Source organism: Pseudomonas sp. IPO3774, from assembly GCF_013386835.1.
GTDB lineage: Bacteria > Pseudomonadota > Gammaproteobacteria > Pseudomonadales > Pseudomonadaceae > Aquipseudomonas.
On the sequence record NZ_JACAQY010000002.1, the window covers coordinates 17,382 to 40,569 of the forward strand.

Annotated in this window: 23 protein-coding genes; 13 read left to right on the forward strand and 10 right to left on the reverse strand. The window is 62.8% G+C overall.

The genetic code is table 11. The annotated features are described in order from the left end of the window. Positions 1-12 precede the first annotated feature (12 nt). On the reverse strand, positions 13-1,329 hold the full coding sequence (xylA, locus tag HYE77_RS00480; RefSeq protein ID WP_003219661.1) for a xylose isomerase: 1,317 nt from the start codon (positions 1,327-1,329) through the stop codon (positions 13-15). Between the two features lie 153 nt (positions 1,330-1,482). On the opposite strand from xylA, the gene HYE77_RS00485 reads away from it, so the two are divergent. From HYE77_RS00485 to HYE77_RS00495, 3 genes are all read left to right on the forward strand, one after another. Continuing rightward, positions 1,483-2,694, forward strand: coding sequence for a DNA-binding transcriptional regulator (locus tag HYE77_RS00485; protein ID WP_003219663.1), 1,212 nt, complete (start codon positions 1,483-1,485; stop codon positions 2,692-2,694). 54 nt (positions 2,695-2,748) lie between these two features. Next, on the forward strand, positions 2,749-4,899 hold the full coding sequence (locus HYE77_RS00490; RefSeq protein WP_177068240.1) for a phosphocholine-specific phospholipase C: 2,151 nt from the start codon (positions 2,749-2,751) through the stop codon (positions 4,897-4,899). 139 nt (positions 4,900-5,038) lie between these two features. Then, positions 5,039-5,314 carry a hypothetical protein gene (locus HYE77_RS00495; protein WP_008436022.1) on the forward strand — a complete coding sequence of 92 codons (276 nt, stop codon included), beginning with the start codon at positions 5,039-5,041 and terminating at the stop codon, positions 5,312-5,314. Here the strand turns inward: HYE77_RS00495 and HYE77_RS00500 are convergent. Continuing rightward, positions 5,305-7,020, reverse strand: coding sequence for an amidase (locus HYE77_RS00500; protein ID WP_177068241.1), 1,716 nt, complete (start codon positions 7,018-7,020; stop codon positions 5,305-5,307). The two genes, HYE77_RS00495 and HYE77_RS00500, sit on opposite strands and share 10 nt — an antisense overlap. Positions 7,021-7,172: 152 nt before the next feature. Between HYE77_RS00500 and HYE77_RS00505 the strand changes: the two genes are divergently transcribed. Together HYE77_RS00505 and HYE77_RS00510 are read left to right on the forward strand one after the other, a co-directional pair. Continuing rightward, a complete protein-coding gene (locus HYE77_RS00505; protein ID WP_003219672.1) occupies positions 7,173-7,478 on the forward strand; it encodes a putative quinol monooxygenase in 306 nt (101 codons plus the stop codon). 86 nt (positions 7,479-7,564) lie between these two features. Beyond that, complete coding sequence (locus tag HYE77_RS00510) at positions 7,565-7,819, forward strand: hypothetical protein (protein WP_003219674.1); 255 nt, start codon at positions 7,565-7,567, stop codon at positions 7,817-7,819. Between the two features lie 14 nt (positions 7,820-7,833). On the opposite strand, the gene HYE77_RS00515 is transcribed toward HYE77_RS00510, so the two are convergent. Continuing rightward, positions 7,834-8,634 carry an SDR family oxidoreductase gene (locus HYE77_RS00515; protein ID WP_003219675.1) on the reverse strand — a complete coding sequence of 267 codons (801 nt, stop codon included), beginning with the start codon at positions 8,632-8,634 and terminating at the stop codon, positions 7,834-7,836. A gap of 120 nt (positions 8,635-8,754) precedes the next feature. Between HYE77_RS00515 and HYE77_RS00520 the strand changes: the two genes are divergently transcribed. Beyond that, positions 8,755-9,279 (forward strand): MarR family winged helix-turn-helix transcriptional regulator, encoded by a 525-nt coding sequence (locus HYE77_RS00520; RefSeq protein ID WP_003219677.1) that lies wholly within the window; start codon positions 8,755-8,757, stop codon positions 9,277-9,279. 74 nt (positions 9,280-9,353) lie between these two features. Then, a complete protein-coding gene (locus tag HYE77_RS00525) occupies positions 9,354-10,682 on the forward strand; it encodes an LLM class flavin-dependent oxidoreductase (RefSeq protein WP_003219678.1) in 1,329 nt (442 codons plus the stop codon). A 262-nt stretch (positions 10,683-10,944) separates the two neighbouring features. Here HYE77_RS00525 and HYE77_RS32865 read toward each other — a convergent pair whose 3' ends face one another. The 3 genes from HYE77_RS32865 to HYE77_RS00540 are packed head-to-tail and all read right to left on the reverse strand — an operon-like array spanning position 10,945 to position 12,328. Next, positions 10,945-11,466 (reverse strand): hypothetical protein, encoded by a 522-nt coding sequence (locus HYE77_RS32865; RefSeq protein WP_177068276.1) that lies wholly within the window; start codon positions 11,464-11,466, stop codon positions 10,945-10,947. A 60-nt stretch (positions 11,467-11,526) separates the two neighbouring features. Further along, positions 11,527-12,165: a helix-turn-helix domain-containing protein gene (locus HYE77_RS00535; protein WP_008436005.1), complete on the reverse strand. Its 639-nt coding sequence runs from the start codon at positions 12,163-12,165 to the stop codon at positions 11,527-11,529. 4 nt (positions 12,166-12,169) lie between these two features. After that, positions 12,170-12,328 carry a hypothetical protein gene (locus HYE77_RS00540; RefSeq protein WP_003219684.1) on the reverse strand — a complete coding sequence of 53 codons (159 nt, stop codon included), beginning with the start codon at positions 12,326-12,328 and terminating at the stop codon, positions 12,170-12,172. Positions 12,329-12,544: 216 nt separating this feature from the next. On the opposite strand from HYE77_RS00540, the gene HYE77_RS00545 reads away from it, so the two are divergent. Continuing rightward, on the forward strand, positions 12,545-14,692 hold the full coding sequence (locus HYE77_RS00545) for a TonB-dependent receptor domain-containing protein (protein ID WP_177068242.1): 2,148 nt from the start codon (positions 12,545-12,547) through the stop codon (positions 14,690-14,692). A 51-nt stretch (positions 14,693-14,743) separates the two neighbouring features. On the opposite strand, the gene HYE77_RS00550 is transcribed toward HYE77_RS00545, so the two are convergent. Then, positions 14,744-15,055: a hypothetical protein gene (locus HYE77_RS00550; protein ID WP_102605590.1), complete on the reverse strand. Its 312-nt coding sequence runs from the start codon at positions 15,053-15,055 to the stop codon at positions 14,744-14,746. A gap of 174 nt (positions 15,056-15,229) precedes the next feature. Here HYE77_RS00550 and HYE77_RS00555 point away from each other — a divergent pair, with 174 nt between their 5' ends. The 3 genes from HYE77_RS00555 (at position 15,230) to HYE77_RS00565 (ending at position 19,295) form a co-directional block, all read left to right on the forward strand. After that, the gene (locus tag HYE77_RS00555; protein WP_003219688.1) at positions 15,230-15,775 is read left to right on the forward strand and encodes a sigma-70 family RNA polymerase sigma factor; all 546 of its coding nucleotides are present in this window, start codon (positions 15,230-15,232) and stop codon (positions 15,773-15,775) included. Continuing rightward, positions 15,772-16,716 (forward strand): FecR family protein, encoded by a 945-nt coding sequence (locus tag HYE77_RS00560; protein ID WP_008435992.1) that lies wholly within the window; start codon positions 15,772-15,774, stop codon positions 16,714-16,716. Before HYE77_RS00555 ends, HYE77_RS00560 begins: the two co-directional genes overlap by 4 nt. A gap of 89 nt (positions 16,717-16,805) precedes the next feature. Continuing rightward, complete coding sequence (locus HYE77_RS00565) at positions 16,806-19,295, forward strand: TonB-dependent siderophore receptor (protein WP_177068243.1); 2,490 nt, start codon at positions 16,806-16,808, stop codon at positions 19,293-19,295. A 55-nt stretch (positions 19,296-19,350) separates the two neighbouring features. On the opposite strand, the gene HYE77_RS00570 is transcribed toward HYE77_RS00565, so the two are convergent. The 3 genes from HYE77_RS00570 to HYE77_RS00580 all read right to left on the reverse strand — a co-directional run bounded on the left by HYE77_RS00570 (position 19,351) and on the right by HYE77_RS00580 (position 22,060). Further along, on the reverse strand, positions 19,351-19,950 hold the full coding sequence (locus HYE77_RS00570) for a TIGR00730 family Rossman fold protein (RefSeq protein ID WP_177068244.1): 600 nt from the start codon (positions 19,948-19,950) through the stop codon (positions 19,351-19,353). A 77-nt stretch (positions 19,951-20,027) separates the two neighbouring features. Continuing rightward, positions 20,028-21,440, reverse strand: a complete 1,413-nt coding sequence (locus HYE77_RS00575; protein ID WP_177068245.1) for a PLP-dependent aminotransferase family protein — start codon at positions 21,438-21,440, stop codon at positions 20,028-20,030. Positions 21,441-21,457: 17 nt separating this feature from the next. Continuing rightward, positions 21,458-22,060, reverse strand: a complete 603-nt coding sequence (locus HYE77_RS00580; protein ID WP_102369408.1) for an FMN-dependent NADH-azoreductase — start codon at positions 22,058-22,060, stop codon at positions 21,458-21,460. 195 nt (positions 22,061-22,255) lie between these two features. On the opposite strand from HYE77_RS00580, the gene HYE77_RS00585 reads away from it, so the two are divergent. Both HYE77_RS00585 and HYE77_RS00590 read left to right on the forward strand, forming a co-directional pair. Beyond that, positions 22,256-22,702, forward strand: coding sequence for a carboxymuconolactone decarboxylase family protein (locus HYE77_RS00585; protein WP_029615984.1), 447 nt, complete (start codon positions 22,256-22,258; stop codon positions 22,700-22,702). 67 nt (positions 22,703-22,769) lie between these two features. Next, complete coding sequence (locus HYE77_RS00590; RefSeq protein ID WP_087693029.1) at positions 22,770-23,090, forward strand: multidrug efflux SMR transporter; 321 nt, start codon at positions 22,770-22,772, stop codon at positions 23,088-23,090. Positions 23,091-23,188: the final 98 nt, after the last annotated feature.

Here is a 23,188-nt window from a genome sequence, read left to right on the forward strand (position 1 = left end):
GGAGCGTAGCGGTCATGGGTAGATAAAGCGATTCACTACGCCTTCGAGCATCTCCTGGCGGCCACTCACGGCTTGTGGGTTCAGTTGGTGGCTGAAGGCATGCTCGGCCAGCGACGCCAGGCTGAAGTCGCCGCCAAGCACGGCACGCCCGAAGGATTGGTCCCAGCCGGCATAACGCTGGGCCTTGAACTGTTCGAGGGCGTCGTTCTGCACCATGGCGGCGGCACGTTCCAGGGACAGCGCCAGCACGTCCATTGCGGCCACGTGGCCATGGAACAGGTCCACTTCGTCGAGGCTTTGGCGGCGTACCTTGGAGTCGAAGTTGTAGCCACCTCCCTTGAAGCCACCGGCCTTGAGTACCTCGTAGGTGACCAGGGTCAGCTCCTCGACGCTGTTGGGGAACTGGTCGGTGTCCCAGCCGTTCTGCGGGTCGCCACGGTTGGCGTCGATGCTGCCGAAAATGCCCAGGGACGCGGCGGTGGCGATCTCATGGTGAAAGCTGTGGCCGGCGAGGGTGGCATGGTTGGCCTCGATGTTGACCTTGATCTCTTTCTCCAGGCCGAACTGATGCAGGAAGCCAAACACGGTGGCGCTGTCGTAGTCGTATTGGTGCTTGGTGGGCTCCTGTGGCTTGGGCTCGATAAACAGCTCGCCGGTGAAGCCGATCTTGTATTTGTGCTCGACCACCATGCGCATGAACCGCCCGAGTTGCTCGCGCTCGCGCTTGAGGTCGGTATTGAGCAGGGTCTCGTAGCCTTCGCGGCCGCCCCACAACACATAGCTGGAGCCCTTGAGACGGTGGGTGGCATTCATCGCGCTGAACACCTGGGCCGCCGCATAGGCAAACACTTCCGGGTTCGGGTTACTGGCGGCGCCGGCGGCAAAGCGCGGGTTGCTGAAGCAGTTGGCAGTGCCCCACAGCAGCCGGATACCGGTCTGTTCCTGATGGCCTTCGAGCTGGTCGACCATTCGCGCAAAGTTGTCGCGGTACTCCGCCAGGCTTGCGCCTTCGGGAGCCACGTCGGTGTCGTGGAAGCTGTAGTAGTCGATGCCCAGCTTGGAGAAAAACTCGAACGCCGCTTCGGCCTTGCCGCGTGCCACTTGCAGGGCTTCCCCCGGTTGCTGCCAGGGCCGCTGGAAGGTGCCGGAGCCGAACATGTCACTGCCGGGCCAGACGAAGTTGTGCCAGTAACACGCGGCCATCCGCAGGTGCTCGCGCATCGGTTTGCCGAGGATCAGCTTGTTTGCATCGTAGTGCCGGAAGGCCAGGGGAGAGTCGCTATCGGGGCCTTCATAGAGGATTTTTTCGACCGCAGGAAAGTAGGGCATCGCCAGATCCTTGTTGTTATGAGTGCACGTTAACCTTGCCTCGATACTAGCAACGGCCCCCGGCCAACCGATTATGAAAATCACCAGAGCGGGGTTCGATTTTGAGTGGTTTTACGCGCATAGTGGCTCGACATATCGCATGGAGCCGCCCCTGTGAAAACTGTCCCGCCTGTGCACCGGATTGCCCTGCTGTTCAATGGCAACAAGATCTACGATCGCGGCATCATCACCGGGATCGGCAACTACCTGAGCAGTACGCGGGTGTCGTGGGATCTGTTCCTGGAAGAGGACTTCGTCTGCCGGCTCAAGGGTATCGAGCGCTGGCATGGCGACGGGATCATTGCCGACTTCGACGACCCGGCGATGGGCCCCGCGTTGGCGGGTGTGCATGTGCCGGTGGTGGCGGTGGGCGGGTCTTATGAGGATGAGCGGGCTTACCCACGGCATACTCCGTATGTGGCCACTGACAATTTTGCTTTGATCAAGCTGGCCTATGAACACCTGATCGAAGCCGGGCTGACGCGCTTTGCCTGTTTCAGCCTGCCTGAAGCCGATATCAACCGTTGGGCCCAGGAGCGCGAAAAAGCCTTCCGCCGCCTGCTGGAGCGCGATGGCTTGCCGGTGGAGGTGTATCGCGGGCTCGGCACCAGCGCGCCGCTGTGGGACTCGGCGGTGGAGCAACAAATTGCCTGGTTGCACAGCCTGCCCAAACCCATCGGCATCATCGCGGTCAGCGACGCCCGAGCCCGCCAGTTGCTGCAGGCCTGCCTCACCGCCGGCATCCCGGTGCCGGAGCAAGTGGCACTGATCGGCATCGACAACGACCCCTTGACCCGCACCCTGACCCGCGTGCCGCTGAGCTCGGTGATCCAGGGCACTGAAAAAATGGGCCGCACCGCCGCGCGCCTGCTGCACCAGATGCTGCACGGCATGCCTTCGGCAGGCAGCCAGATCCTGGTGCCGCCGGAAGCGGTCAATGTGCAGACCTCAAGCCTGCACCAACCCCTCGGCCATCCCTACGTGATGCAAGCGCTGCATTTCATTCGCCAGTACGCCTGCCAGGGCATCAAGACCGCCCAGGTCGCCAACTACGTCGGCGTGTCGCGGTCGTCCCTGGAAGCGCATTTTCGCAGTGAACTGAACCGCAGCGTCCACGATGAAATCCTGCGCTTCAAACTCGCGGCTGCGGTTTCCAGCCTGGAAAATACCAGGGCCGCGATTGCGGATATTGCCTATGACTGCGGGTTCAAATCCGCCCAGTACCTGCACACGGTGTTCAAGCGCGAGTTCGGGTGTACGCCGAGGGAGTACCAGGTGGGGCAGGTCGAGCGCGATTCGAGCGATGTCATTTCTTTGTCGCCTTGAGTCCCTATTTTGTCCTGAGCTTCGCTCCAGAACTTCAAGGGATTGAATCGTCTTATGCCGACTCTTACACGCAGAACGTTGTTGCAAGCAGCTGCCATCGGATCCGCCTACACCCTGTTGCCCGACTCCATTCGCCAGGCCCTGGCGATCCCCGCCAACAACCGCACCGGCACCCTCATGGACGTCGAACATGTGGTGATCCTGATGCAGGAAAACCGCTCCTTCGATCACTACTTCGGCACCTTGCCGGGTGTGCGCGGGTTCAGTGACCGCTTCACCATTCCACTGCCGGGCGGGCACCGGGTGTGGGAGCAGCAGGGCGTTGGACGGCGGATCCTGCCCTATCACCTGGACAGCTCCCGTGGCAACGCGCAGCGGGTCAGCGGCACGCCGCATTCCTGGGTCGATGAGCACGCCGCCTGGAGCAGCGGCCGGATGAACGCCTGGCCAACGTTCAAGACACCCACCTCGATGGGTTACTACCGTGAGCAGGAAGTGCCGTTCCAGTTCGCCCTGGCCAACACCTTTACCCTGTGCGACGCCTACCACTGTTCGGTACACGCAGGTACCAATCCCAATCGGCTGTTCCACTGGACCGGCACCAACGGCCCGACCGGTGCGAATGTGGCGGCGGTGGTCAACGAATGGGACGGCCCCGGCGCGGTGGGCGTGGGCTACACCTGGAAAACCTATCCCGAGCGCCTGGAAGAAGCGGGTGTGAGCTGGAAGGTTTACCAGTACCTGCCGGATAACTTTGGCGACAACCCCTTGGCCGGGTTTCGCCAGTTTCGTGCGGCCAGCGTCGCGGCCGGCAACCCCGCCGTGCCACCGAAAGACTTCAAGGATTTTGTGCCCTACAGCGATCAACTGAACGCCCGCGTGCCGTTGTACAAAGGCAACGGCAACACCCTGCCGGCGGTCAGCGGCAGCGACCTGGAATCGATCATCCAGGGCTTTCGCAAGGACGTGAACGACGGGCGCCTGCCACAGGTGAGCTGGCTGGTGGCGCCGGCCGATTACTCCGAACACCCCGGGCCTTCGAGCCCGGTGCAGGGTGGCTGGTTCACCCAGGAAATCCTCAAGGCACTGACCGCCAACCCGGACGTGTGGAGCAAGACCGTGCTGCTGGTCAACTACGATGAAAACGACGGTTTCTTCGACCACGTGCCGTCGCCGTCAGCCCCGTCCAAGCGCCTGGATGGCAGCTTTGCCGGAAAGTCCACGGTGAAGTTCGACAGCGAGATCTTCACCCACCCGGCACCGCCCGGCTCTAGCCAGCAACCCGCGCCGGACGGCGGGGTGTACGGGCCCGGGCCGCGAGTGCCGATGCTGGTGCTGTCGCCGTGGAGCCGTGGTGGCTGGGTCAATTCCCAGGCGTTTGATCACACCTCCGTGCTGCAATTTCTGGAGAAGCGTTTCCACGTGCGCGAACCCAATATCAGCGCCTGGCGCCGGGCGGTGTGCGGCGACCTCACCTCGGCCTTCAACTTCGTCAACCCCAACACCGAGACCCTGCCGCCGCTGCACACTATCAGCCGCCAGGCCGCCGACTCCCTGCGTCAACGCCAGGAGCAACTGCCCCAGGTCGCCCTGCCGACGGTGGGCCAGCAACAGGCGCCGTTCCAGGCGCGAATGGCGCGGCCATCCCGGGCGCTGCCGTACCAGTTGAACGTTGAAGGCTCGGTTGACCGTCGCGCCAGTTCGGTGAGCCTGGACTTCTTCAACAATGGCGAACAGGGCGTGGTCTTCCACGTCTACGACCGCCTGCACCTGGACGAGGTACCGCGCCGCTACACGGTGGAAGCCGGCAAACACCTCAGTGACACCTGGCAAGTCGCGGGCGCCTACAAGCTCTGGCTGTTGGGGCCGAATGGGTTCCACCGTTCGTTCAAGGGGCACCTGCAGCGTCGCGAGCCGGAGTTATCCCTGGCGTATCACGGCGACACCTTGCTGCTGACCCTGGTCAACCCCGGCAAGCGTGCGGCCTCAATCACCATCGAGCGTTGCCCTTACACCAAGCAGGGGCCGTGGCTGCTCGAGATTGCGGGCGGCGGTCGTGTGCAGCGCACGTTCTCCTGCCAGCCCAATGGAGGCTGGTATGACTTCAAGCTACGCGACGAGCATGGTTGGGTGCGGCGGGTGGCGGGGCGAATCGAGACGGGGGCGCATAGCATCAGTGATCCGTTGATGGGCAAGCGTGTGTGAAAGGCTGTTGATCTGCGGGGTGATTTCGTGAGCTTTTTCCCTGTTTTGTGTAGGAGCAGGGCTTTCTCCCCATGCAGCGCTTGAAACGCCACCCCTCTGGGCCATAGCCTCACGCTTTTCCTGACACTGAGGCCCGGCATTGGGTAAGCGAAAAACGGTTTGGCCCACGGAGCGGGAAGTTCGACTGCGCTTTATCCTGCTGGCAATCATTGAAACGGCCTGTATTCGAGGCGTTCCCATCGAACGCCTGCTGCTTTCATACATACTGTTGCGCAACAAGCCGACCCAGGAGCAACTTTGGGAGGCCATCAGCGATTGCCTGCTCCTCGATGAGATGCGTGGCTTTCGATTTGAACCCGGGTCGGAAGCCGATCGGTTGATGCGCAAGATCAGCAGCGAAATCAATCAGTCCTGACGAGCCACCAGCGCCGGCGTGCGCGGCGGCACCAGGCGCTTGCTGCCCGTCGACTCATAGGCCGATGCCAATCGCAGCAGCGCCGAATCGTCATACGCCCGGCCGGCAAATGTCAGCCCCACCGGCATGCCGATGTCGGCCATGACGCCCATGGGCACCGTCACTGTCGGCACGCCCAAATGGCGGATGGCGAGGTTGCCGTTGGCGACCCACACTCCGTTGCTCCAGGCGATATCCGCCGACGCGGGATTCACATCCGCATCCGCCGGACCTACGTCGGCAACTGTCGGAAAAATCACCGCATCCAGCCCCAGGTTATCCATCCAGTCTTCAAGGTCGATGCGTCGTGTCTGTTCCAGGCCGCGCAGGCCGTCGGGCACGGTGCTGATCCTGTCCCACGGCGTGATGCCGCGCTCGGCCATGCGCACGTATTCGTCCATGCCGGCGGCCAGGTCGTCTTCGCGGTTGGGCAGGGTGCCGGGGTCGTGGGGGAAGATCTTCGGGCCGTCGACATCCGCCAGGCGGTTCAGCGCAGGGTCGCCGTTGGCCCGCAGGAAATCATCGAACGCCCAGGCCGACAGTTCCCACAATTCATCGTGGAGGAATTCCTTGGACACCAGGCCTCGGGTAAACACTTTCGGTGCGCCCGGGCGATCGCCTTCGCAATTGGAGACCAGCGGGAAATCCACCTCGACCACTTCTGCGCCGGCGGCTTCAAGTGCCTTGCGCGCAGCTTCCCAGAGCTCGATCACCGAGGCCCGGGTTTTGATTTGCTGGCCAGTAGGGCCGCCGATTCCCGGGGCGTCGCTGGTGCCTGCCTCGGGGTCGGCGTTGATGTACATGCGCGGCACGCCGAAGCGTTTGCCGGCGAGTGCATCGCCGGTCGCGGCCAGGTCTGCGTAGGACTGCGGGCGTACCGAGGCGACGCCGGGGATTGGCACCCAGGGTTGCATCCGCCACAGGTCGCCGCGTGTGTCGGGGTCTTCTGCGACCACGACGTCGAGCACTTCAAGCAGGTCGGCCATGGTCCGGGCGTAAGGCACGACCACGTCCATGGTCGGGGTCAGCGGCCAGTTGCCGCGCACCGAGATCACGCCACGGGACGGGGTGTAGGCACACAGGCCATTGTTGGACGCCGGGCCGCGCCCGCTGGACCAGGTTTCTTCCGCCAGGCCAAACGCCGCGAAGCTCGCCGCAGTCGCCGTGCCGGCGCCGTTGGAGGAGCCCGAGGCGAACGGTGCGGTGAGGTAGTCGGCGTTGTACGGGCTCTCGGCCCGGCCATATACGCCGCGCTGCATGCCGCCGTTGGCCATCGGCGGCATGTTGGTCTTGCCCAGGCAAATGGCGCCTGTTGCCCGCAGTCGCTCGATGGTGAACGCATCGCGGTAGGCAACCAGGTTCGCGAAAGCCGGGCTGCCGGAAGCGGCGGTGAGGCCCTTGACCAGGTAGCTGTCTTTGGCCGTGTAGGGAATGCCGTCGAGCGGGCCCAGGGTTGTGCCGCTGGTCCGGCGTGCGTCGGATGCCCGGGCTTCCTCCAGCGCTTGCGGGTTGCGCACCACCACCGCGTTGAGCGCGGTGGCAGTCGTGGGGGCGTCGTAGGCGTCGATCCTGGCGAGGTAAGCCTCGACCAGTTCAACCGCCGTGGTCTGGCCGGATTCGAGCGCAGTGCGCAGCTGGGCAATGGAAACTTCGGTTACTTCGATCACGTGGTTATCGCCGGGTGCAGAAAAGGGGGAGGGCTTGAGTGCTGACTCAATCCAATCAGTGAAAGTAGCTTACTGATAGATTTTTCATAGCGCCAGAGAATGGCATCCCTTACTGTGGCGCCTCAATTTCCTTATCGATAACGGTGCTGTTTATGTCCGATGAAGTGCGGCTTGTCGTCATCATCAATACCCAGCCTGGCCGGGGTGCGGACCAGTTGGCGGCCTTTGCCGGGCTCGCTCCGCTGGTCCGGGCCGAAGCCGGTTGCATCCAGTACGACCTGCATCCGGTCGAGGGCAACAGCGACAGTTTTGTGTTGATCGAGACGTGGGCTTCAAAGGCGGCGCTCAAGGATCACCACGCAGCGCCGCACATGCTGGAAGCCGCGAAGCACAACCCGACATTCCGTGCGGGCCCCTCCAACGTATTGGTGCTGGAACCTGCCGTCCAGGCACGTTGACTTCAACCCGGCAGCTCAAGGGGTTATCATTGCCCCTTCATTTTTTGCTGCCCGGAAAGATTTCGATGTTGTTTACAAGGACTGTCATGGCGAGCGCACTGCTCGCCGTTCTGGCCACCCAGGCCCACGCGTCCAGCCTGGACCTGACCTACGAGGCACCTGTCCTCAGCGCTGTACCGCTCACGCCGCAGGCTGAGCCCAAGCCGCGCTTTCCGGTCAAAAGCCTTGCGCCGGTGACCGTGGAAAACAGCTGCACCGGCCGCGAGTGCACCTACGAAGGCGACATCAGCCTGCCCCGTGAGGAGCAGACTGTGCGGCGCATTTCCATCGGTATTCAATAAAACCGGCTGGCGCCTCAGACAATCCCATACCGGGGCGCCGGCTTGCCTGTTTGCGTGGCCGCAAACAACGCACCACGCGCCGCATCATAGGTCTCCCACAACGAACCATCGGCCACCGACGGCCAGGTGATCGTCTCACCCTGATCCAGCCCGGCCAGTGCCGCGTCCACCAGGTTTTCGGTGGTCATGACCGACTCCTGTTCCAGGGCGGAAAGCGGAATGCCCGACGCGTCCCAGATCTCGGTAGCGGTGGCTGCCGGCAACACGATCTGCACCTTCACCCCGGTTTCCGCCAGTTCCGATTGCAAGCCACGGCTGAATGCCAGGACATAGCTCTTGGTGCCGCTGTACACCGAGCTGACCGGCAGCGAGTGCACGCCCAACACCGATGCCACGTTGATGATCAAGCCTTCATTGCGCACCAGCATGCCCGGCAGCGCCGCGTGGGTCAGGCGGGTGAGGGCGGTGATGTTCAGGGCGATCTGGGTCGTGGAATCCTCGACCGAGGATTGAGCCAGCGGATGCAGGCGGGCCAGGCCGGCGTTATTCACCAGCACCTGGATCGCCGGGTTGCCGGCGAGCAGGCTTTCAACACGGGCCAGGTCCGCGGGGTTTACCAAGTCGGCGCCGATGGTCTGGACCTGGCGCCCGTAGGCTTGAGTGATCTTCGCCGCCAGGGCTTCGAGGCGGTCTTCACGACGGGCGACCAGGATCAAGTCGTAGCCACGGGCTGCCAATCGGTCGGCATACACAGCGCCAATACCTGAAGAAGCACCCGTGATCAGGGCAATTTTTGTGGAAGCAGGGGTCGACATGAACGGCTCCAATAGATGAGTACTCAACCAATATTGTTGAGGGCTCAAGTTATAGGCTTGGCGTTTGTCCTTGTCAATGGTTTAGTACTCAATCATTCTACCGGCATGGAGGATCTGAAAATGCCAACACACAAGACTGACAAGCCTGATGCCCGCGCCGACCTTTTGAGCCTGCTGGGTGACGTGGCATGCACCAACAACGCACTGCGCCGTGCCGCCCGACGGCTGGGCCAACTGTATGACGAAGCGCTGGCGCCGATTGGCCTGAAGGCTACGCAGGTCGGCTTGCTGGGTGAAATCGCCCGGTGGGCGGCGGTGGATGAGCAGGCAGGGCCGACGTTGCAGGAGCTGGCCGGACGCCTGGCGATCCTGATGTCGGCGCTGACCCATGCGATGAAGCCGCTGGTGCGCGACGGGATTGTCGAGCTGCGCCCGGATGCCCTGGACAAGCGCACCAAACGCTGCGTGCTCACGCCCAAGGGCGAAGCGCTGTTCAGTGAGGCGCTGGTGTATTGGGCGGCGGCCAATAACCGGGTAGAGGAGGTGCTGGGGCATGATTCGGCCGCGCAGCTGCGGGGCATGGCAGACCATGTCGCCTCGGAAGAATTTCTGGCGGACTACAACAGCCGATCCGCGCAGGCATAAGTCAGATCCTTTGGTTATTAGACAGACGCCGTTCGCCCATCCGATGCTGGGCCCCTCTCGATCAGGGGCTTTCCATGACCACTCAACGCCAACTGAAGCTGGGCGCGTTCATGCGTCCGGTCAGCATCCACACCGGCGCCTGGCGCTATCCCGGCGCTTACCGTGACGCCAACTTCAACTTCACGCACCTCAAGCAGTTTGCCCAGACCCTGGAGAAAGCGCGTTTCGATGCGTTCTTCATGGCCGACCACCTGGCCCTGCTCAACATGCCCATCGACGCGTTGAAGCGCAGCCACACCGCCACCTCCTTCGAACCGTTCACCTTATTGTCGGCCCTGAGCCAGGCCACCGAGCACATCGGCCTGGTAGCCACGGCCTCGACCACCTACGACGAGCCGTTCCACATTGCCCGGCGCTTTGCGTCCCTGGATCATTTGAGCAACGGCCGCGCCGGCTGGAATATCGTCACCACTGCCAACCCGGATGCGGCGCAGAATTTCGGCCTGGAGCAGGCCTATGCCCACGACGAGCGCTACGCCCGTGCGCGTGAGTTCTACGATGTGGTCACCGGGCTCTGGGACAGTTGGGCCGATGATGCCTTCATCCGCGATGCCGACAGCGGTGTGTACTTCGACCCCGACAAGCTGCACACCCTCAATCACCAGGGCCGCTACCTCAATGTGCGCGGCCCGCTGCACATTGCCCGCCCGGTGCAGGGCTGGCCGGTGATCGTGCAGGCCGGCGCCTCGGAGCCCGGCCGGCAATTGGCGGCAGAAACCGCCGAGGTGATCTTCGTGGCGCCCGGCACGCTCGAGGAAGGGCGTAAATTCTATGCCGATATCAAGCGCCGGATGCTGGCGGTGGGGCGGCATCCCGACCATCTGAAGATCTTGCCCGGGGCGTTTGTGGTGGTCGGCGATACGCTGGAAGATGCGCGGCGGATTCGTGCGCATCTCGACAGCCTGGTGCATTACGAAAGTGCGATTGCCTCGCTGTCGATCGCGCTGGGTACCGACGCGACGAAGTTTGATCCCGACCAATACCTCCCGGCGATTCCCCAAACCAACGCCAGCCAGAGCTCCCGCGAACGGGTACTGGCGCTGGCTGATCGCGAACAGTTGACGGTGCGCCAATTGGCCCAGCGTCTTGGCGGTTATGCAGGTCTCTCGTTTGTCGGCACCGCCCATAGTATTGCCGATGAGATGCAGCAGTGGCTGGAAGAAGAGGGCAGCGATGGCTTCAACATCATGTTCCCGTGGCTGCCGGGCGGGCTCGATGACTTTGTGGCCAGGGTGGTGCCCGAGTTGCAGGGGCGCGGGATCTTCCGGCGCGAGTACGAAGGCTCTACCCTGCGGGAAAACCTCGGGCTGCCGCGTCCGGCGAACCGCTTCTTCGCCGAATGAGCGGGTATTTCTACCGTGGTTAGATCGTTTATTTCCTTCTGATTGGGGGCCATTCCCCAATCGCATATCCTTCGCGCCGGTTTGGCCCGGATAGCGGAGCCGGCCGGCGTGATCACGCCAAAGCATCTGTCATCGCGGAATTATCCGCTGCCGCGCCCCGGGAAATCCCCATGCAGCGTCTATTCCTGCTGCTGGGCCAGCGTCTTGCGCCGTTGTGCGGCCTCTCTAGAATCGGCCCCAGAACTTACTCATTTCCTGTCGATTACGGAGTTTCGAAGATGATGAACGCCATGCAGATGCCAATGAACAACGCGATGCCGATGATGCCGATGATGGGCATGCCGATGATGATGGCAACCATGACCTGCAAGATGACCGACGAGGCCATGATGTGCACCATGAAGCCGGCCGCTGGCATGGACATGGCGATGTTCAAGAACAACGCCGAAATGATGGCGATGATGATGAACTGCGGCATGCCGATGATGATGCAGTGCGCCAACATGTCGATGATGTGCATGTCTGAAGACGGCATGGCGATGATGAACAGCATGTCGACCATGAACATGCCGATGATGATGCCGATGGGCATGCCTATGCCGATGATGAAGTGCGTCATGGAATGCAAGATGGAAGCCGACTGCATGATCTGCAAGATGATGCCGATGCCTGGCATGAGCATGGACATGATGAACAACTGCTGCATGCTGATGATGAAGATGATGAACGACTGCGCCATGCCGATGATGATGAGCTGCAACGGCATGCCGATGATGTGCTGCACCTGCTGATTGGTTTGGCGTGAAATCAAAAAGCCCCGGCGTGTGCCGGGGCTTTTTGCGTTTCAGTCCAGGCGTTCCGGGTAGGTGATCACCAGGAACGCCACCGCCTCACTGTCTGCGGGGTTGCGGTAGCGGTGGGGCTGGTCGGCGTAGAACAGGATCGAATCACCGGTGGACAGCAGGTAGCGTTCCTCGTTGACGCTGACTTCCAGCACGCCCTGGGCCACCACCAGGTTTTCCTGGATCCCGGGCCCGTGACCTTCTGAAATCTCCTCGCCGAGGGCCTTCAGGCGTATCTCGTAGAACTCCGACTGGCGCGCCATATCGTAGGGAAACAGCGCCCGGCTGATGAAGCTGCCATCGGCGCTCACCAGGCGTTTGCTCTGTTGCGCCGGCAGCAGCTCAACCCCTTCGAACGCTCGATTTTCCAGGAACGCCGCCACCGACACTTTCAAGCCTTTGGCGATCTTGCACAGCACCTTGATCGACGGCACGCTGCGCCCGGACTCGATCTGCGCGAGCATCGCCCGGCTTACGCCGCAGTTGCGCGCCAGGGCATCCAGCGACAGGTAGCGTTTACTGCGCAGGCGCTGCAAGTTCTGCGCGACGCACTGGCCGATGGCGTCATCGTCGCCGCTGTTGCAGTCCTTGGGTTTGGTGGGGAGGTCGGGCACTTCGGGTATCGCGTGCAGGAAATTCATCGCCTCACGCCCGGCGGGTATCGCTGGACGTGGTGACGTGTGCGGTAAACAGCGCGACCCCGGCCCGTGCCGCATACATCGCCCACATCAGTTCAGCCGCTGCGCGAGCCTGGCGGCGTTTGCGGTGGAGGGTGAAATCGATGACGGTGGCGGATGTTTGCATGACGTAAATCTCTGGGGACTCAATGGCTCTACAGTAATCGGTGCCGCTTATTTCCATAAATACTGAGTTTGCATTTGGTAATTCTATTTTGGACTTAACGCCGATGGGGGCCTGTGCGTTCATCAATGGTGACCCGCCGCGCTTCACGGGCTTCCCACCACAGACCTTGTGCCGGACCGAGCCCGTCGCAAAAACGAATTCCAAGGATTTACCCCCATGCCCCCCGCGTTTCCGTTCACCTCCCGAAAAGCCTGGCCCTTGCTGGGCTTTGGCGCCGCCCTGAGCTTCAGCCCGGTTTCCCAGGCTGACGACACATTGCAACTGGCACCCGTCGAAGTCAGCAGCGCCGAACTCAGCGCCGACGAACTGGCCGAGGTCCAGCTCAAGAGCGTGCCCGGCGCTACCAACTACATCGACATGGGCAGCGTCGATCAGGGGCGGGTGAGCACCAACGAGGACGTATTCAAGTACCAGGCCGGTGTTTATGCCAAGGCGGCAAACAACGAAGGGGTGAAGCTTTCGATCCGTGGCTCGGGTATCAACCGGGGCCCAGGCGCCCACGCTTCCGGCCTGTATGAAACCTTCGACGGCCTGCCACTGACCGGCCCGGGTGGCACGCCCTACGAACTCAAGGACCCGTTGTGGCTCAGCCGCGTTGAAGTGCTGCGTGGCGCCAACGGTTTTGACCAGGGCGCATTGGCCCTGGGTGGGGCAGTCAATTACGTGACCCACACCGGCTACGACGCGCCCAGGCTGCAAGTACGCTACGAAGCCGGCAGCCATGGCTACGGCCAGCGGGAGATCAGCTCGGGCCAGGTGCTGGGGGATGCCGACTACTACATCAGCCTCACCGACTCGCAATACGACGGTTTCCAGGACCACAGCGCCGGCAGCGGCAAGGGCATCGCGGCCAACTTCGGCTACCGCTTCAACCCCGACCTGGAAACCCGCTTCTACTTTCGCTACCGCGAAACCGACAACGATTCCCCCGGCAAACTGACCCGCGACCAGATCAGCCACGACCCGCGCGCCGCCGCCAGCCTCAACGTGGCGCGAGACTCGAAACGCACGCAACCGGGCTCGACCTGGATCGCCAACAAAACCACCCTGCACCTGGACGACAACGCCCGGGTCGAGGTCGGGCTGGCGTATCACGATTACCCGATGGACCTGCGCGAGGGCACCAACCGTCTCAAGGTTGCCTACACCGACGTCAGCGGCACCCTGAATTACATCCGCCAGGACACATTGTTCGGGCGTGACAGCAAGACCACCCTCGGCCTGCGCACCACCCAGGCGATGCCGAACAACGGTGGCTCGGAATTCGTGCGGATCCCCACCGGCAATACGGCGGGCTACACACCCGGCACCAAGACCCGCGACTACAGCTACCTGGGTTCGGACACCGTGCTGCATATCGGCAACGACCTGGAACTGCTGCCGGACCTTTGGCTGACCACCGGGCTGGCGGCGATCTATACCCGTCGTGAAACCGAAGTCAGCTACCCGCAGACCCACACACCCGTCAGCCAGCACGATTGGGATTACGCGCCCAGGGTTGGCCTGCGCTACGACTTCAGCCCCCAATTGCAGGTGTACGGCAACCTGAGTCGCTCGGTGGAACCGCCCCATGCGTGGTCGATGATCTGGGGTTCCAACAAGTACTTCCCCGTGGGCAGCGGCCCGGCCAGCGGTTTGCAACGTGAAGGGGTGAAGCTGAAAAACCAGACCGCCACCACCCTGGAAGTCGGCGGTCGCGGTGAAGCGTGGTTCGGTCAGTGGGACCTGGCGCTGTACCGCTCCGAGGTGCGCCACGAACTGCTCAGCGTCGAAACCCAGGCCGCGACGTCCACCACGTCCGCAATAATCGCCGAATCCAACGCCAGCCCAACCGTGCACCAAGGCCTGGAGCTGAGCCTGATCAGCCCGCTGTGGGACGGTGGCCGCACGGGCCAGCTCGCCCTGCGCCAGGCCTACACCTACAGCGACTTCCACTACCGCAACGACGACCGCTTCAGCGACAACACCTTGCCCGGCATCCCCAGGCACTACTACCAGGCGCAATTGCGCTACAGCCACCCTAGCGGTTTCTACACCAGCCTCAATGGCGAACATTCATCGCGGGTCGCGGTGGACTACGCCAACTCCTACTACGCGGCGGCCTACACACTGCTCGGCGCGACGCTCGGGTACGACGCGCCGAAGCACGACTGGCAAGCCTGGGTCGACCTGCGCAACCTGACCAACCGGCGTTACGCGAACACGGTCACGCCGGGTTATGACGACAAGGGGCTGGATGTGGCGCGGTCGACGCCGGGGGATGGCATGGGGGTTTACACCGGGGTTTCCTGGAGCTGGCGTTAATCCGTAAAGTGTTTGATGTTCGCAGTGGGTGATTGCGGGCAAAGGGCACGTTCAGCGAACGAAGGCTGCATGCACCAGGCGCTGCAGCTGCGTTCGCTCCCACAGGCTCATCAGATCGAGCGGATTGGTGCCGTAACGTTGCCAGGTGTCCAGTGAACCTTGCCTGTTATCCGGTGCAATACAGCGCAGGCAGCACTCCAGAGCCGTCCCGCAGGTTGACAGCGTGACCTGCCAGCCGTCGATGTCGACAACCATTTGCTCGTCGCTGGAGCTGACGGGTTTCAGCGTTCGAACCTCTAATGCCACGTCCTTGAGCAGTTGATAGGCCTCGCGGGTAGAGACCGTGTTGGCGAAGGTTGTCATGGGTGATGTCCTTGTATGAGTCGCAGAAGTGTCGCGTGCGCACTGGTCGCTTTCAAGGTGGGCACAGCAAGTCGCAGATTCATTGCAACCCATCACTCCATCCTTGCTCCCCCTTCGTTTTACTGTCATCGTTCGCGCAATTGGTAATCTTTCTTGTTTGAGAAATTTTTGCGCATGCATGACTTTCCTGTAGCTGATGGTGATATAGCCCGTCGCCAGCAGACCATCACCACCCTCTACAGCGACCATCATTCCTGGTTGCACGGTTGGCTGCGCAAGAAACTCGGCTGCTCGCAACATGCCGCCGACCTGGCCCACGACGCGTTTATCCGCATCCTGCTGCTGGCCGACCCCCATACCATCAAGGAACCCCGCGCCTTCCTGGCCACCACGGCGGGGCGCTTGATGATCGATGGCGCGCGTCGGCGGCGCATCGAAAAGGCCTACATGGAAGCCCTGGCGATCCAGAGCGAAGATGCCGGCATGCCGGACCCGGCGGCGATTCATGTGGCACTGCAGGCCCTGGAACGCATTGCCGAAATGCTCATCGGCCTGCCCGCCAAGGCCCGTGAGGCATTCCTGCTCAGTCGCCTCGACGGGCTGACCTACAGCGAAATCGCCGAACAACTGCAGGTGTCTTCCAGCACCGTGAAGAACTACATCTCCAGTGCGTTGGTGCATTGCTATCACACCCTGCACGGGGCGGACCCGCTGTCGTGAGTTCCGAGCAGATCATCAGTGAAGCCGCCCGCTGGCTGACGTTGTTGCACGACGACCACGTGACCGAGGCCGACCGCGCAGCCTTCGAGAAATGGTGCCAGGCCGATCCACGGCATGCCGTCGCCATCGAGCGCATGCGCAGCCTGTGGGGCAGCCTCGACGAGTTGCCCGCCGCCCCGGCGCGCATGGCCCTGAACCGTGCATTTGCCCCACAGAAAACAAGGTTTGCCGCCCGCAGCACCCAGGCCGTCGCGCTGTTGGGTGTGTTGCTGTGCGGCTGGGCCGGGATTGAGCGCCTGCCGGTGTGGATGGCCGACCAACGCACCAGCGTGGGCGAACGGCGCCAGGTGGCACTGACCGACGGCAGCCAGGTGCAGCTCAACAGCAACTCGGCACTGGACGTGAAGTTTGACGGCCACCAACGGGTGATCGAACTGTTGCAGGGCGAGATGTGGGTCGAGGTGGCCAAGGACGCGCAACGGCCGTTCGTGGTGCACACCGACCAGGGCACGGCCACGGCGCTGGGCACGCGGTTCCTGGTGCGCAAGGCCGAGGATGGCGCGACGGTGGTCACCGTGATCGAGTCCACCGTGGCCGTCAAAGGCACCGTTGCGGGCGACGTGAAAGTGCCGGCGGGGCAGAAGTCCACGCTCCAGGACGGCCGTGCCGGCACCCCACAACCCATCGGCAACGCCGACCCGGACGCCTGGACCCGTGGTTTGCTCAAGGTCGACGACCAACCCCTGAGCGAGGTCCTGCAAACCCTCGCCGGTTACCGCCATGGGCTGGTGCGCTTTGATCCGCAGGCGCTGCAAGGGATGCGCGTGTCCGGGGTATTCAAGCTCGACGACACCGGCGCGGCATTGGCGTCACTGGCCGATAACCTGCCGATCAAGGTGGAGTACTTCACGGATTTGGTGGTGGTGATCAAGCCGCTGTAAAAAGTCTGAATAAAAACTGCTCTCATTCATACCCGATTTTCCGACATGGCCGTCATGACTAATAGAACCCCCATTTCCCAGGACTTCTCATGTCGCGCCTTGCTCGTCCTTTACAGCCATTGACCCTTTCAGTGGCGATGGCGTTTGCCGCCGTACCCCTGCTGACCGTTCAAGCGTCCTACGCGGCTGAAAGCGCTGCGTTCTCCATTCCCGCCGGTGACCTGAGCCAGGCCCTCAACAGCCTCGCCGAACAGGCGGGCCTGGTATTGGCCTTTGATTCGAGCCTGACCCGCGGCAAACGCAGCAATGGCCTGAACGGGCAATACAATACCGACGCCGCCCTGGCCCAAGTGTTGGCCGGCAGCGGCCTGCAAGCCCTGAAGATCGCCGACGACCGCTACCGTCTCGAAGCCATCCCGCACACCGATGGCGCCATGGAGTTGCAGGCCACCACCATCAGCGGCGCGTACCCGTCGGAAAGCCCCACCGGCCCGGTGTCTGGCTACGTGGCCACCCGCAGCCTGTCGGGCACCAAGACCGACACCGCACTGATCGAAACCCCGCAGTCGATCTCCGTGGTCACCAAGGACCAGATGCGCGCGCAGAACGCCGAGAGCCTCAACCAGATCCTGCGCTACAGCGCTGCCGTGATCCCGGAAACCCGTGGCTCCACCGCCTCGCGTCTCGACCAGTTGACCATCCGTGGCTTCACCCCGGCGACCTACCTCGACGGCCTGCGCATGCCGTCGAGCCGGGATGCCCTGCCGCAAAAAGACGCCTTCGACCTGGAGCGCGTCGAAGTGCTGCGCGGGCCGGCGTCGGTGCTGTACGGGCAGGGCACCCCCAGCGGCGTGATCAACATGGTCAGCAAACGCCCGCTCGACACGCCGTTCCATGAAGTCGGCGTCGAGTACGGGACCTTCAACAAGAAGCGCACGACCTTTGACTTGAGTGGCCCGCTGGACGACCAAGGCGTGTATTCCTACCGCGTTGCCGGCCTGTTCGACGATGCCGACGGGCAGATCGAGCACACCGAAACCCGGCGTCAATCCCTGTCCAGCGCCTTCACCTGGCGCCCGGACGAGAATACCTCGCTGACCTTGCTCGGGCACTTCCAGAAGGACCCCAAGGGCGCGTCCTACGGCTCGATGCCAGCCTGGGGCTCGGTGCTGCACAGCCCGACGGGGCGCAAGATCGACGTGGATTTCTACGACGGCGAGAAAAACTTCGAGAAGAGCGACCGCGAGTATTACTCCATCGGCTACGCCTTCGAACATCACTTCAACGATGTCTGGACCGTGCGCCAGAATGCGCGCTACCTGCGCAGCGAAGGGCAATACCGCAGCCTCTACAGCAACTACCTGGAGAGCGATTACCGCACCATCCGCCGCTCGACCATCGCCAGCGACGTGAACATCGACGCCTATGCCCTCGACAACCAGTTGCAGGCCAAATTCGACACCGGGCCGTTGCAGCACACCGTGCTGATGGGCGCCGACTACCAGAACACCAGCACCGACACCAAGTCGGGCAGCGGCGTGTACACGGCAGGGCCTACGCTGGATATTTTCGACCCGGTCTACGGCGCGGCCGTGCCGGTGCCGGCGTACACCAGCGACGCCACCTCGCGCAGCGAGCAAACGGGGGTGTACCTGCAAGAGCAGATGAAGTGGGACAAATGGGTGCTGTTGATGGGCGGGCGTTATGACTGGGCCAGCACCGACAACAGTACCCTGGCGATGACCACCCAGAAAAAGACCAAGTCGTCCCAGGACAGCAAGGCCTTCACCGGCCGCCTGGGCCTGGTCTACCTGTTCGATAACGGCCTGGCGCCGTATGTCAGCTACTCGGAATCCTTCCAGCCGCAATCCGGCACGGGCTACGGCGGTTCGACGTTCCAGCCGACCGAGGGCAAGCAGACGGAAATCGGCATCAAGTACCAGCCGCCGGGCAGCAACAGCTTCATCACGGCTGCCATTTTCGACCTGCGCCAGACCAACGTACCGACGCTGGACCCGGACGCTTCCCACCTGTGCAACGGCTCCCGCTGCCAGATTCAGGACGGTGAAGTGCAATCCCGCGGGTTTGAACTGGAAGGCAAGGCCAGCCTGAACGACAACCTGGATATCACTGCGGCCTATGCCTACCTGGATAACCGCATCAGCAAATCCAACAACACCGTGCGTTATGCGCCCATCAGCGACATCGGTGTCGGCCCGGCGGTGGCTGCCGAAGGCACTACTACCTACGCCGTACCACGTCATACCGCGTCGGCCTGGGCGGATTACACCCTGCACGACGGCACGCTGAAGGGCTTCGGCGTAGGCGCCGGTGCGCGCTATGTCGGTTCTTCCTGGGGCGATACCGCCAACACCCTGAAGGTGCCGGGCTACACCTTGTTCGATGCAGCGGTGCACTACGACATCCCGCACATCAATCGTCAGGGTGACAACCTGCGCCTGGCAGTGAACGCCACCAACCTGGCGAATAAAGAGTACGTCGCGTCCTGCTATTCCTACTCGTGGTGCTGGTATGGCTCACAGCGTACCGTGCAGGCCAGCGCGACCTATCAGTGGTAAATAAAAAGGCCTTGGCGAAAGGATTCGGGAGCAGCATCGCCAAGGCCGAAAAACGTTAGTTCGCCATCGGTTCAATCAGCTTGGAAACCACCGGCGCCTGCCACTGCTCCAGGGCATCAATCAGGGCGCCGGGGTCTTCGTTGAACATCAGCATCCGGCTGTGTTCGACCTTCATGAAGCCTTCCTGCACAGCGTGATCGAGCAGGGCGCGCAGCGGGTTGAAGAACCCCGCCGTATTCAGGCACGCCACGCCCTTGTGGTGTTCGCCGACCTGGGTCAGCGTGGCCGCCTCGAACAACTCCTCCAGGGTTCCCAGCCCGCCGGGCAAGGCAATGAAACCGTCGGCGCAGTCGCTCATGCGTGTCTTGCGGCTGCGCATGTCTTGAGTCACTTCATGGTGGGTAAGCCCGGCGTGGGAATGGCCGCGTTCATGCAGTAACTGGGTGATCACGCCGATGACTTCGCCACCTTCAGCCAGCGCAGCATCCGCCACCACGCCCATCAAGCCCTTGTGGGTGCCGCCGTAGACCAGGCGTATGCCGCGCCGGGCGATTTCCCGGCCGAGGGCCTGGGCGCCATCCGCATAGCGCGGGTTGAAGCCGAAATTGGTACCGCAGAAAACTGCAAGGCTGCGCAGGGGAGTGGGCATGGGCATTCCAGGCGGGTGAGGACAGGCTGTCCAGCATGGCGCCACTCGCCGGTGGGCAAAAGAGCCAAGAACCGGCTGGCGGATCAGGCCATGAGTGCGTCCAGGATGCGTTTTCCAAGGGCTTCGGCGATGGCCTCGGACTCGATATTGGCAAAGCCCAGCAGCAGGCCGGGGCCGGTCTGGCCTTGAATGTTCCAGTCGCTCAAGGCTTCGGCATAAATGCCGGCCTGCGTCAGTCGTTCCACGCACAGGCGGTCTGACTGTTGTGCATTGAGGCGCAGGATCAAGTGCATCCCGCCCGGCTGGGCGTCAATCGAAATATGCTCGCCCAAGGCCTTGCGCAAGCCCCTGGCGGTGGCCTCCCGACGCTCACCGTAGAGCTTGCGCATGCGCTGGATATGCCGCGCAAAATGCCCCTCGGTCATAAACGTTGCGACGATCGCCTGGGTCAACTCCGGGCAGCCCCCGAGGAAGGTCTGGCTGACATGTTCGAAGCGTTCCACTTGAGCTGCCGGCACCACCAGATAGGCCAGGCGGATGCCGGGGAACAACACCTTGCTGAAGGTTCCGGCGTACAGCACTCGGCCGTCGCGGTCCAGGCTCTTGAGGGCCGGCAGCGGGCGGCTCACGTAGCGGTATTCGCCGTCGTAGTCGTCCTCGATGATCCAGGCCTGCTGGCGACTCGCCCAATCCAGCAGTTCCAGGCGCCTGGGCAAGGACAGCGAGACACACAGCGGGCTTTGATGGGCCGGCGTGACCACTACGGCGCGGGCGCCTTTGCCCTGTTGCACGGCCCGGGATACCTGCATGCCATCCGGGTCCACCGGCACCGGTATGGCCTTGATATTCAGGTAATCCAGCAACGGCCGGGTGAACAGGTAGCCCGGGTCTTCCACCAGCACCCGATCGCCCGGTTCCAGCAGTGCATGGGCGATCAGCCCCAGCGTATTGCGATAGCCCGAGGTGACGAAGACCTGCGCCGGCGAACAGTGGATGCCCCGGGCGACCTGCAAGTAGCTGGCAATCGCCGTGCGCAGCGAGTGCAGGCCGAACACGCACGGGTTGGCCATGTCGGCGACCTGGGTGGCCCGCACGCAGCGGGCGGCGATTTTCGACCAGATCTTGCGAGGGAACGCATCCAGTGCGGGCAGCCCCATTTGAAACGGCAACACGGCGGCCTTGTGCCGCACGGCATTGTGGTCGCTGGCCGTCATGGGGCGCTCCGGCAGGCTGGCCTTGATCCCTTCAGCCACCACCGTGCCGGCCTGGCCTCGGGCCTGGATATAGCCCTCGGCTGCCAGCAGCGAATACGCCGTGTCGATGGTGCCCCTGGCCAACCCCAACTCCTTGGCCAGGGCCCGGGCTGCGGGTATGCGTTCGCCCGGTTTGAGCAAACCGTCGGCAATCGCGCTGCGGAACCGCCAGTAAAGTTGCCGGTAAATCGGCTCCGCGGCGCCGGCGTCCAGCGGTGAAAAGGCCTTGATCGAAGTGCTCATCCGGCGGCGGGTCCTGTTCAGGTGGCGAAATAATCGTGCAGCGCCTGGTCGGTCTGGCGGCGCGTCTGGGCCAGAGTTTCCGGGCGGGAAGCGGTGCCTTCGACGGTGAAGAAGGTCACGTCATGCAGGCCGATCATGCCCAGTATGGTTTTCAGGTACGGCGTCAGGAAGTCCGGCTGGTGCGCGCGCTCCCCGGAAAACCGCCCGCCTGAGGCGATGGCGACGAACACTGGCCGGTCCTGCAACAGGCCGATCTTGCCCTGGGCCGAGATATCGAAGGTGCGGCGCACCCGTGCGATGTGATCGAGCCATAGCTTGAGGGCCGCGGGCACCGAGTAGTTATGCATAGGGGTGGCGATCACCACAATGTCGGCCAGCTCCAGTTCCTGAACAAGCCGCTCGGACTGGGCCATCGACCCCTCGGACGAGACGTCCACGAGGGACTGCTGGGACGTTGCATAAGGCTCGTCCACCGGTGCCAGGGCATTTGCGGCAATGCCGCGCTGGATCACCTCGGCGTCTGGATGCCGCTGGCGCAGGCATTCAATGATCTTGAGGGAGAGGGCGTTGCTTTCTGACGCTGGCCCGCGAGGGCTGGCACTGACATGGAGGATATTCATGGTGCGCTGCTTCCTGGATGGATGGCCTTCAGTCTACGAACCTCATGACCCAGGCCAAAGAGCCAAGAATCAAGATTCAGAGTAGGCCATGTCCGCGCATTCATGGTCTGGTGTTCAAGCCAGATCATGGATCTTTTGGGGTAGGCCATGGCGCCGCAAGATGGCGGCTTCATCCAACCGCTACAGGATTTCACCATGACAACGCGTCTCGACTACTCCAAAGCTTCCCCTGAAGGTTACAAGGCGTTCGGCGGGGTTTACGTCTACCTGCAAAACAGCGGCCTGTCCAAGGAGCTGATCGACCTGGTCTACCTGCGGGTTTCGCAAGTCAACGGCTGCGCCTTTTGCATCGACATGCACTCGCGGGACCTGCTCAAGCAAGGCCTGGCCGTGGACAAGCTGGTGCTGGTGCCAGTGTGGCACGACGCTGGCGCAGTCTTCACCCAGCGTGAGCGCGTGGCGCTGGCCTTTGCCGAAGCCGTGACCGCCAGTGATGTTTCGGACGCCGACTATGCGGCAGCGGCCGCCGAGTTCAGCGACAAGGAACTGGCTGACCTGACCTACGGCATCGCCTTGATGAATGCCTTCAACCGACTGGGCATCACCTTCCGTACCACGCCAGCGGCGGCTGCCAAGGCATAGCCAACGCTGATTCGGTGTGGCGGGGCTGCTCGCCACACACTCACTGTATTTCCTGAGGGCTCATCCCATGGCATGGCTACTGCTCGGCTTGGCCGGCATCCTTGAAATCGCCTTCGCGTTCGCGATGAAGGCCTCGGACGGTTTCACCCGATTCACCCCCGGATTGCTCACCGTCGTGACCGGCGTTTCCAGCGTGATCCTGCTGTCGATGGCACTGCGCACCCTGCCGGTGGGCAGCGCCTACGCGGTCTGGACTGGAATCGGCGCAGCGGGCACCGCGATCCTCGGCATGGCATTGCTGGGCGATTCCACCGCGCCATTGCGGGTTTTGTGCATCGTGCTGATCCTGGCCGGCGTGATCGGCCTGAAACTGGTCTCCGCCAACTAGTGCTGCCTGCGAGCGGGTATTTCTCGGAGATGGCCTTTTAACATTCCCACCCACTCTTTATCATCCGCCCCCAGCAACTCCGGCCATGGAGACGCTCC

What these genes read in the sequence shown, in the direction of transcription:
- xylA (WP_003219661.1), bottom strand. Translation starts at nt 1,329, where the DNA reads ATGCCCTACTTTCCTGCGGTCGAAAAAATCCTCTATGAAGGCCCCGAT.
- HYE77_RS00490 (WP_177068240.1), top strand. Translation starts at nt 2,749, where the DNA reads ATGCCGACTCTTACACGCAGAACGTTGTTGCAAGCAGCTGCCATCGGA.
- HYE77_RS00505 (WP_003219672.1), top strand. Translation starts at nt 7,173, where the DNA reads ATGTCCGATGAAGTGCGGCTTGTCGTCATCATCAATACCCAGCCTGGC.
- HYE77_RS00510 (WP_003219674.1), top strand. Translation starts at nt 7,565, where the DNA reads ATGGCGAGCGCACTGCTCGCCGTTCTGGCCACCCAGGCCCACGCGTCC.
- HYE77_RS00515 (WP_003219675.1), bottom strand. Translation starts at nt 8,634, where the DNA reads ATGTCGACCCCTGCTTCCACAAAAATTGCCCTGATCACGGGTGCTTCT.
- HYE77_RS00520 (WP_003219677.1), top strand. Translation starts at nt 8,755, where the DNA reads ATGCCAACACACAAGACTGACAAGCCTGATGCCCGCGCCGACCTTTTG.
- HYE77_RS00525 (WP_003219678.1), top strand. Translation starts at nt 9,354, where the DNA reads ATGACCACTCAACGCCAACTGAAGCTGGGCGCGTTCATGCGTCCGGTC.
- HYE77_RS00535 (WP_008436005.1), bottom strand. Translation starts at nt 12,165, where the DNA reads ATGAATTTCCTGCACGCGATACCCGAAGTGCCCGACCTCCCCACCAAA.
- HYE77_RS00540 (WP_003219684.1), bottom strand. Translation starts at nt 12,328, where the DNA reads ATGCAAACATCCGCCACCGTCATCGATTTCACCCTCCACCGCAAACGC.
- HYE77_RS00545 (WP_177068242.1), top strand. Translation starts at nt 12,545, where the DNA reads ATGCCCCCCGCGTTTCCGTTCACCTCCCGAAAAGCCTGGCCCTTGCTG.
- HYE77_RS00550 (WP_102605590.1), bottom strand. Translation starts at nt 15,055, where the DNA reads ATGACAACCTTCGCCAACACGGTCTCTACCCGCGAGGCCTATCAACTG.
- HYE77_RS00555 (WP_003219688.1), top strand. Translation starts at nt 15,230, where the DNA reads ATGCATGACTTTCCTGTAGCTGATGGTGATATAGCCCGTCGCCAGCAG.
- HYE77_RS00565 (WP_177068243.1), top strand. Translation starts at nt 16,806, where the DNA reads ATGTCGCGCCTTGCTCGTCCTTTACAGCCATTGACCCTTTCAGTGGCG.
- HYE77_RS00570 (WP_177068244.1), bottom strand. Translation starts at nt 19,950, where the DNA reads ATGCCCATGCCCACTCCCCTGCGCAGCCTTGCAGTTTTCTGCGGTACC.
- HYE77_RS00575 (WP_177068245.1), bottom strand. Translation starts at nt 21,440, where the DNA reads ATGAGCACTTCGATCAAGGCCTTTTCACCGCTGGACGCCGGCGCCGCG.
- HYE77_RS00580 (WP_102369408.1), bottom strand. Translation starts at nt 22,060, where the DNA reads ATGAATATCCTCCATGTCAGTGCCAGCCCTCGCGGGCCAGCGTCAGAA.
- HYE77_RS00585 (WP_029615984.1), top strand. Translation starts at nt 22,256, where the DNA reads ATGACAACGCGTCTCGACTACTCCAAAGCTTCCCCTGAAGGTTACAAG.
- HYE77_RS00590 (WP_087693029.1), top strand. Translation starts at nt 22,770, where the DNA reads ATGGCATGGCTACTGCTCGGCTTGGCCGGCATCCTTGAAATCGCCTTC.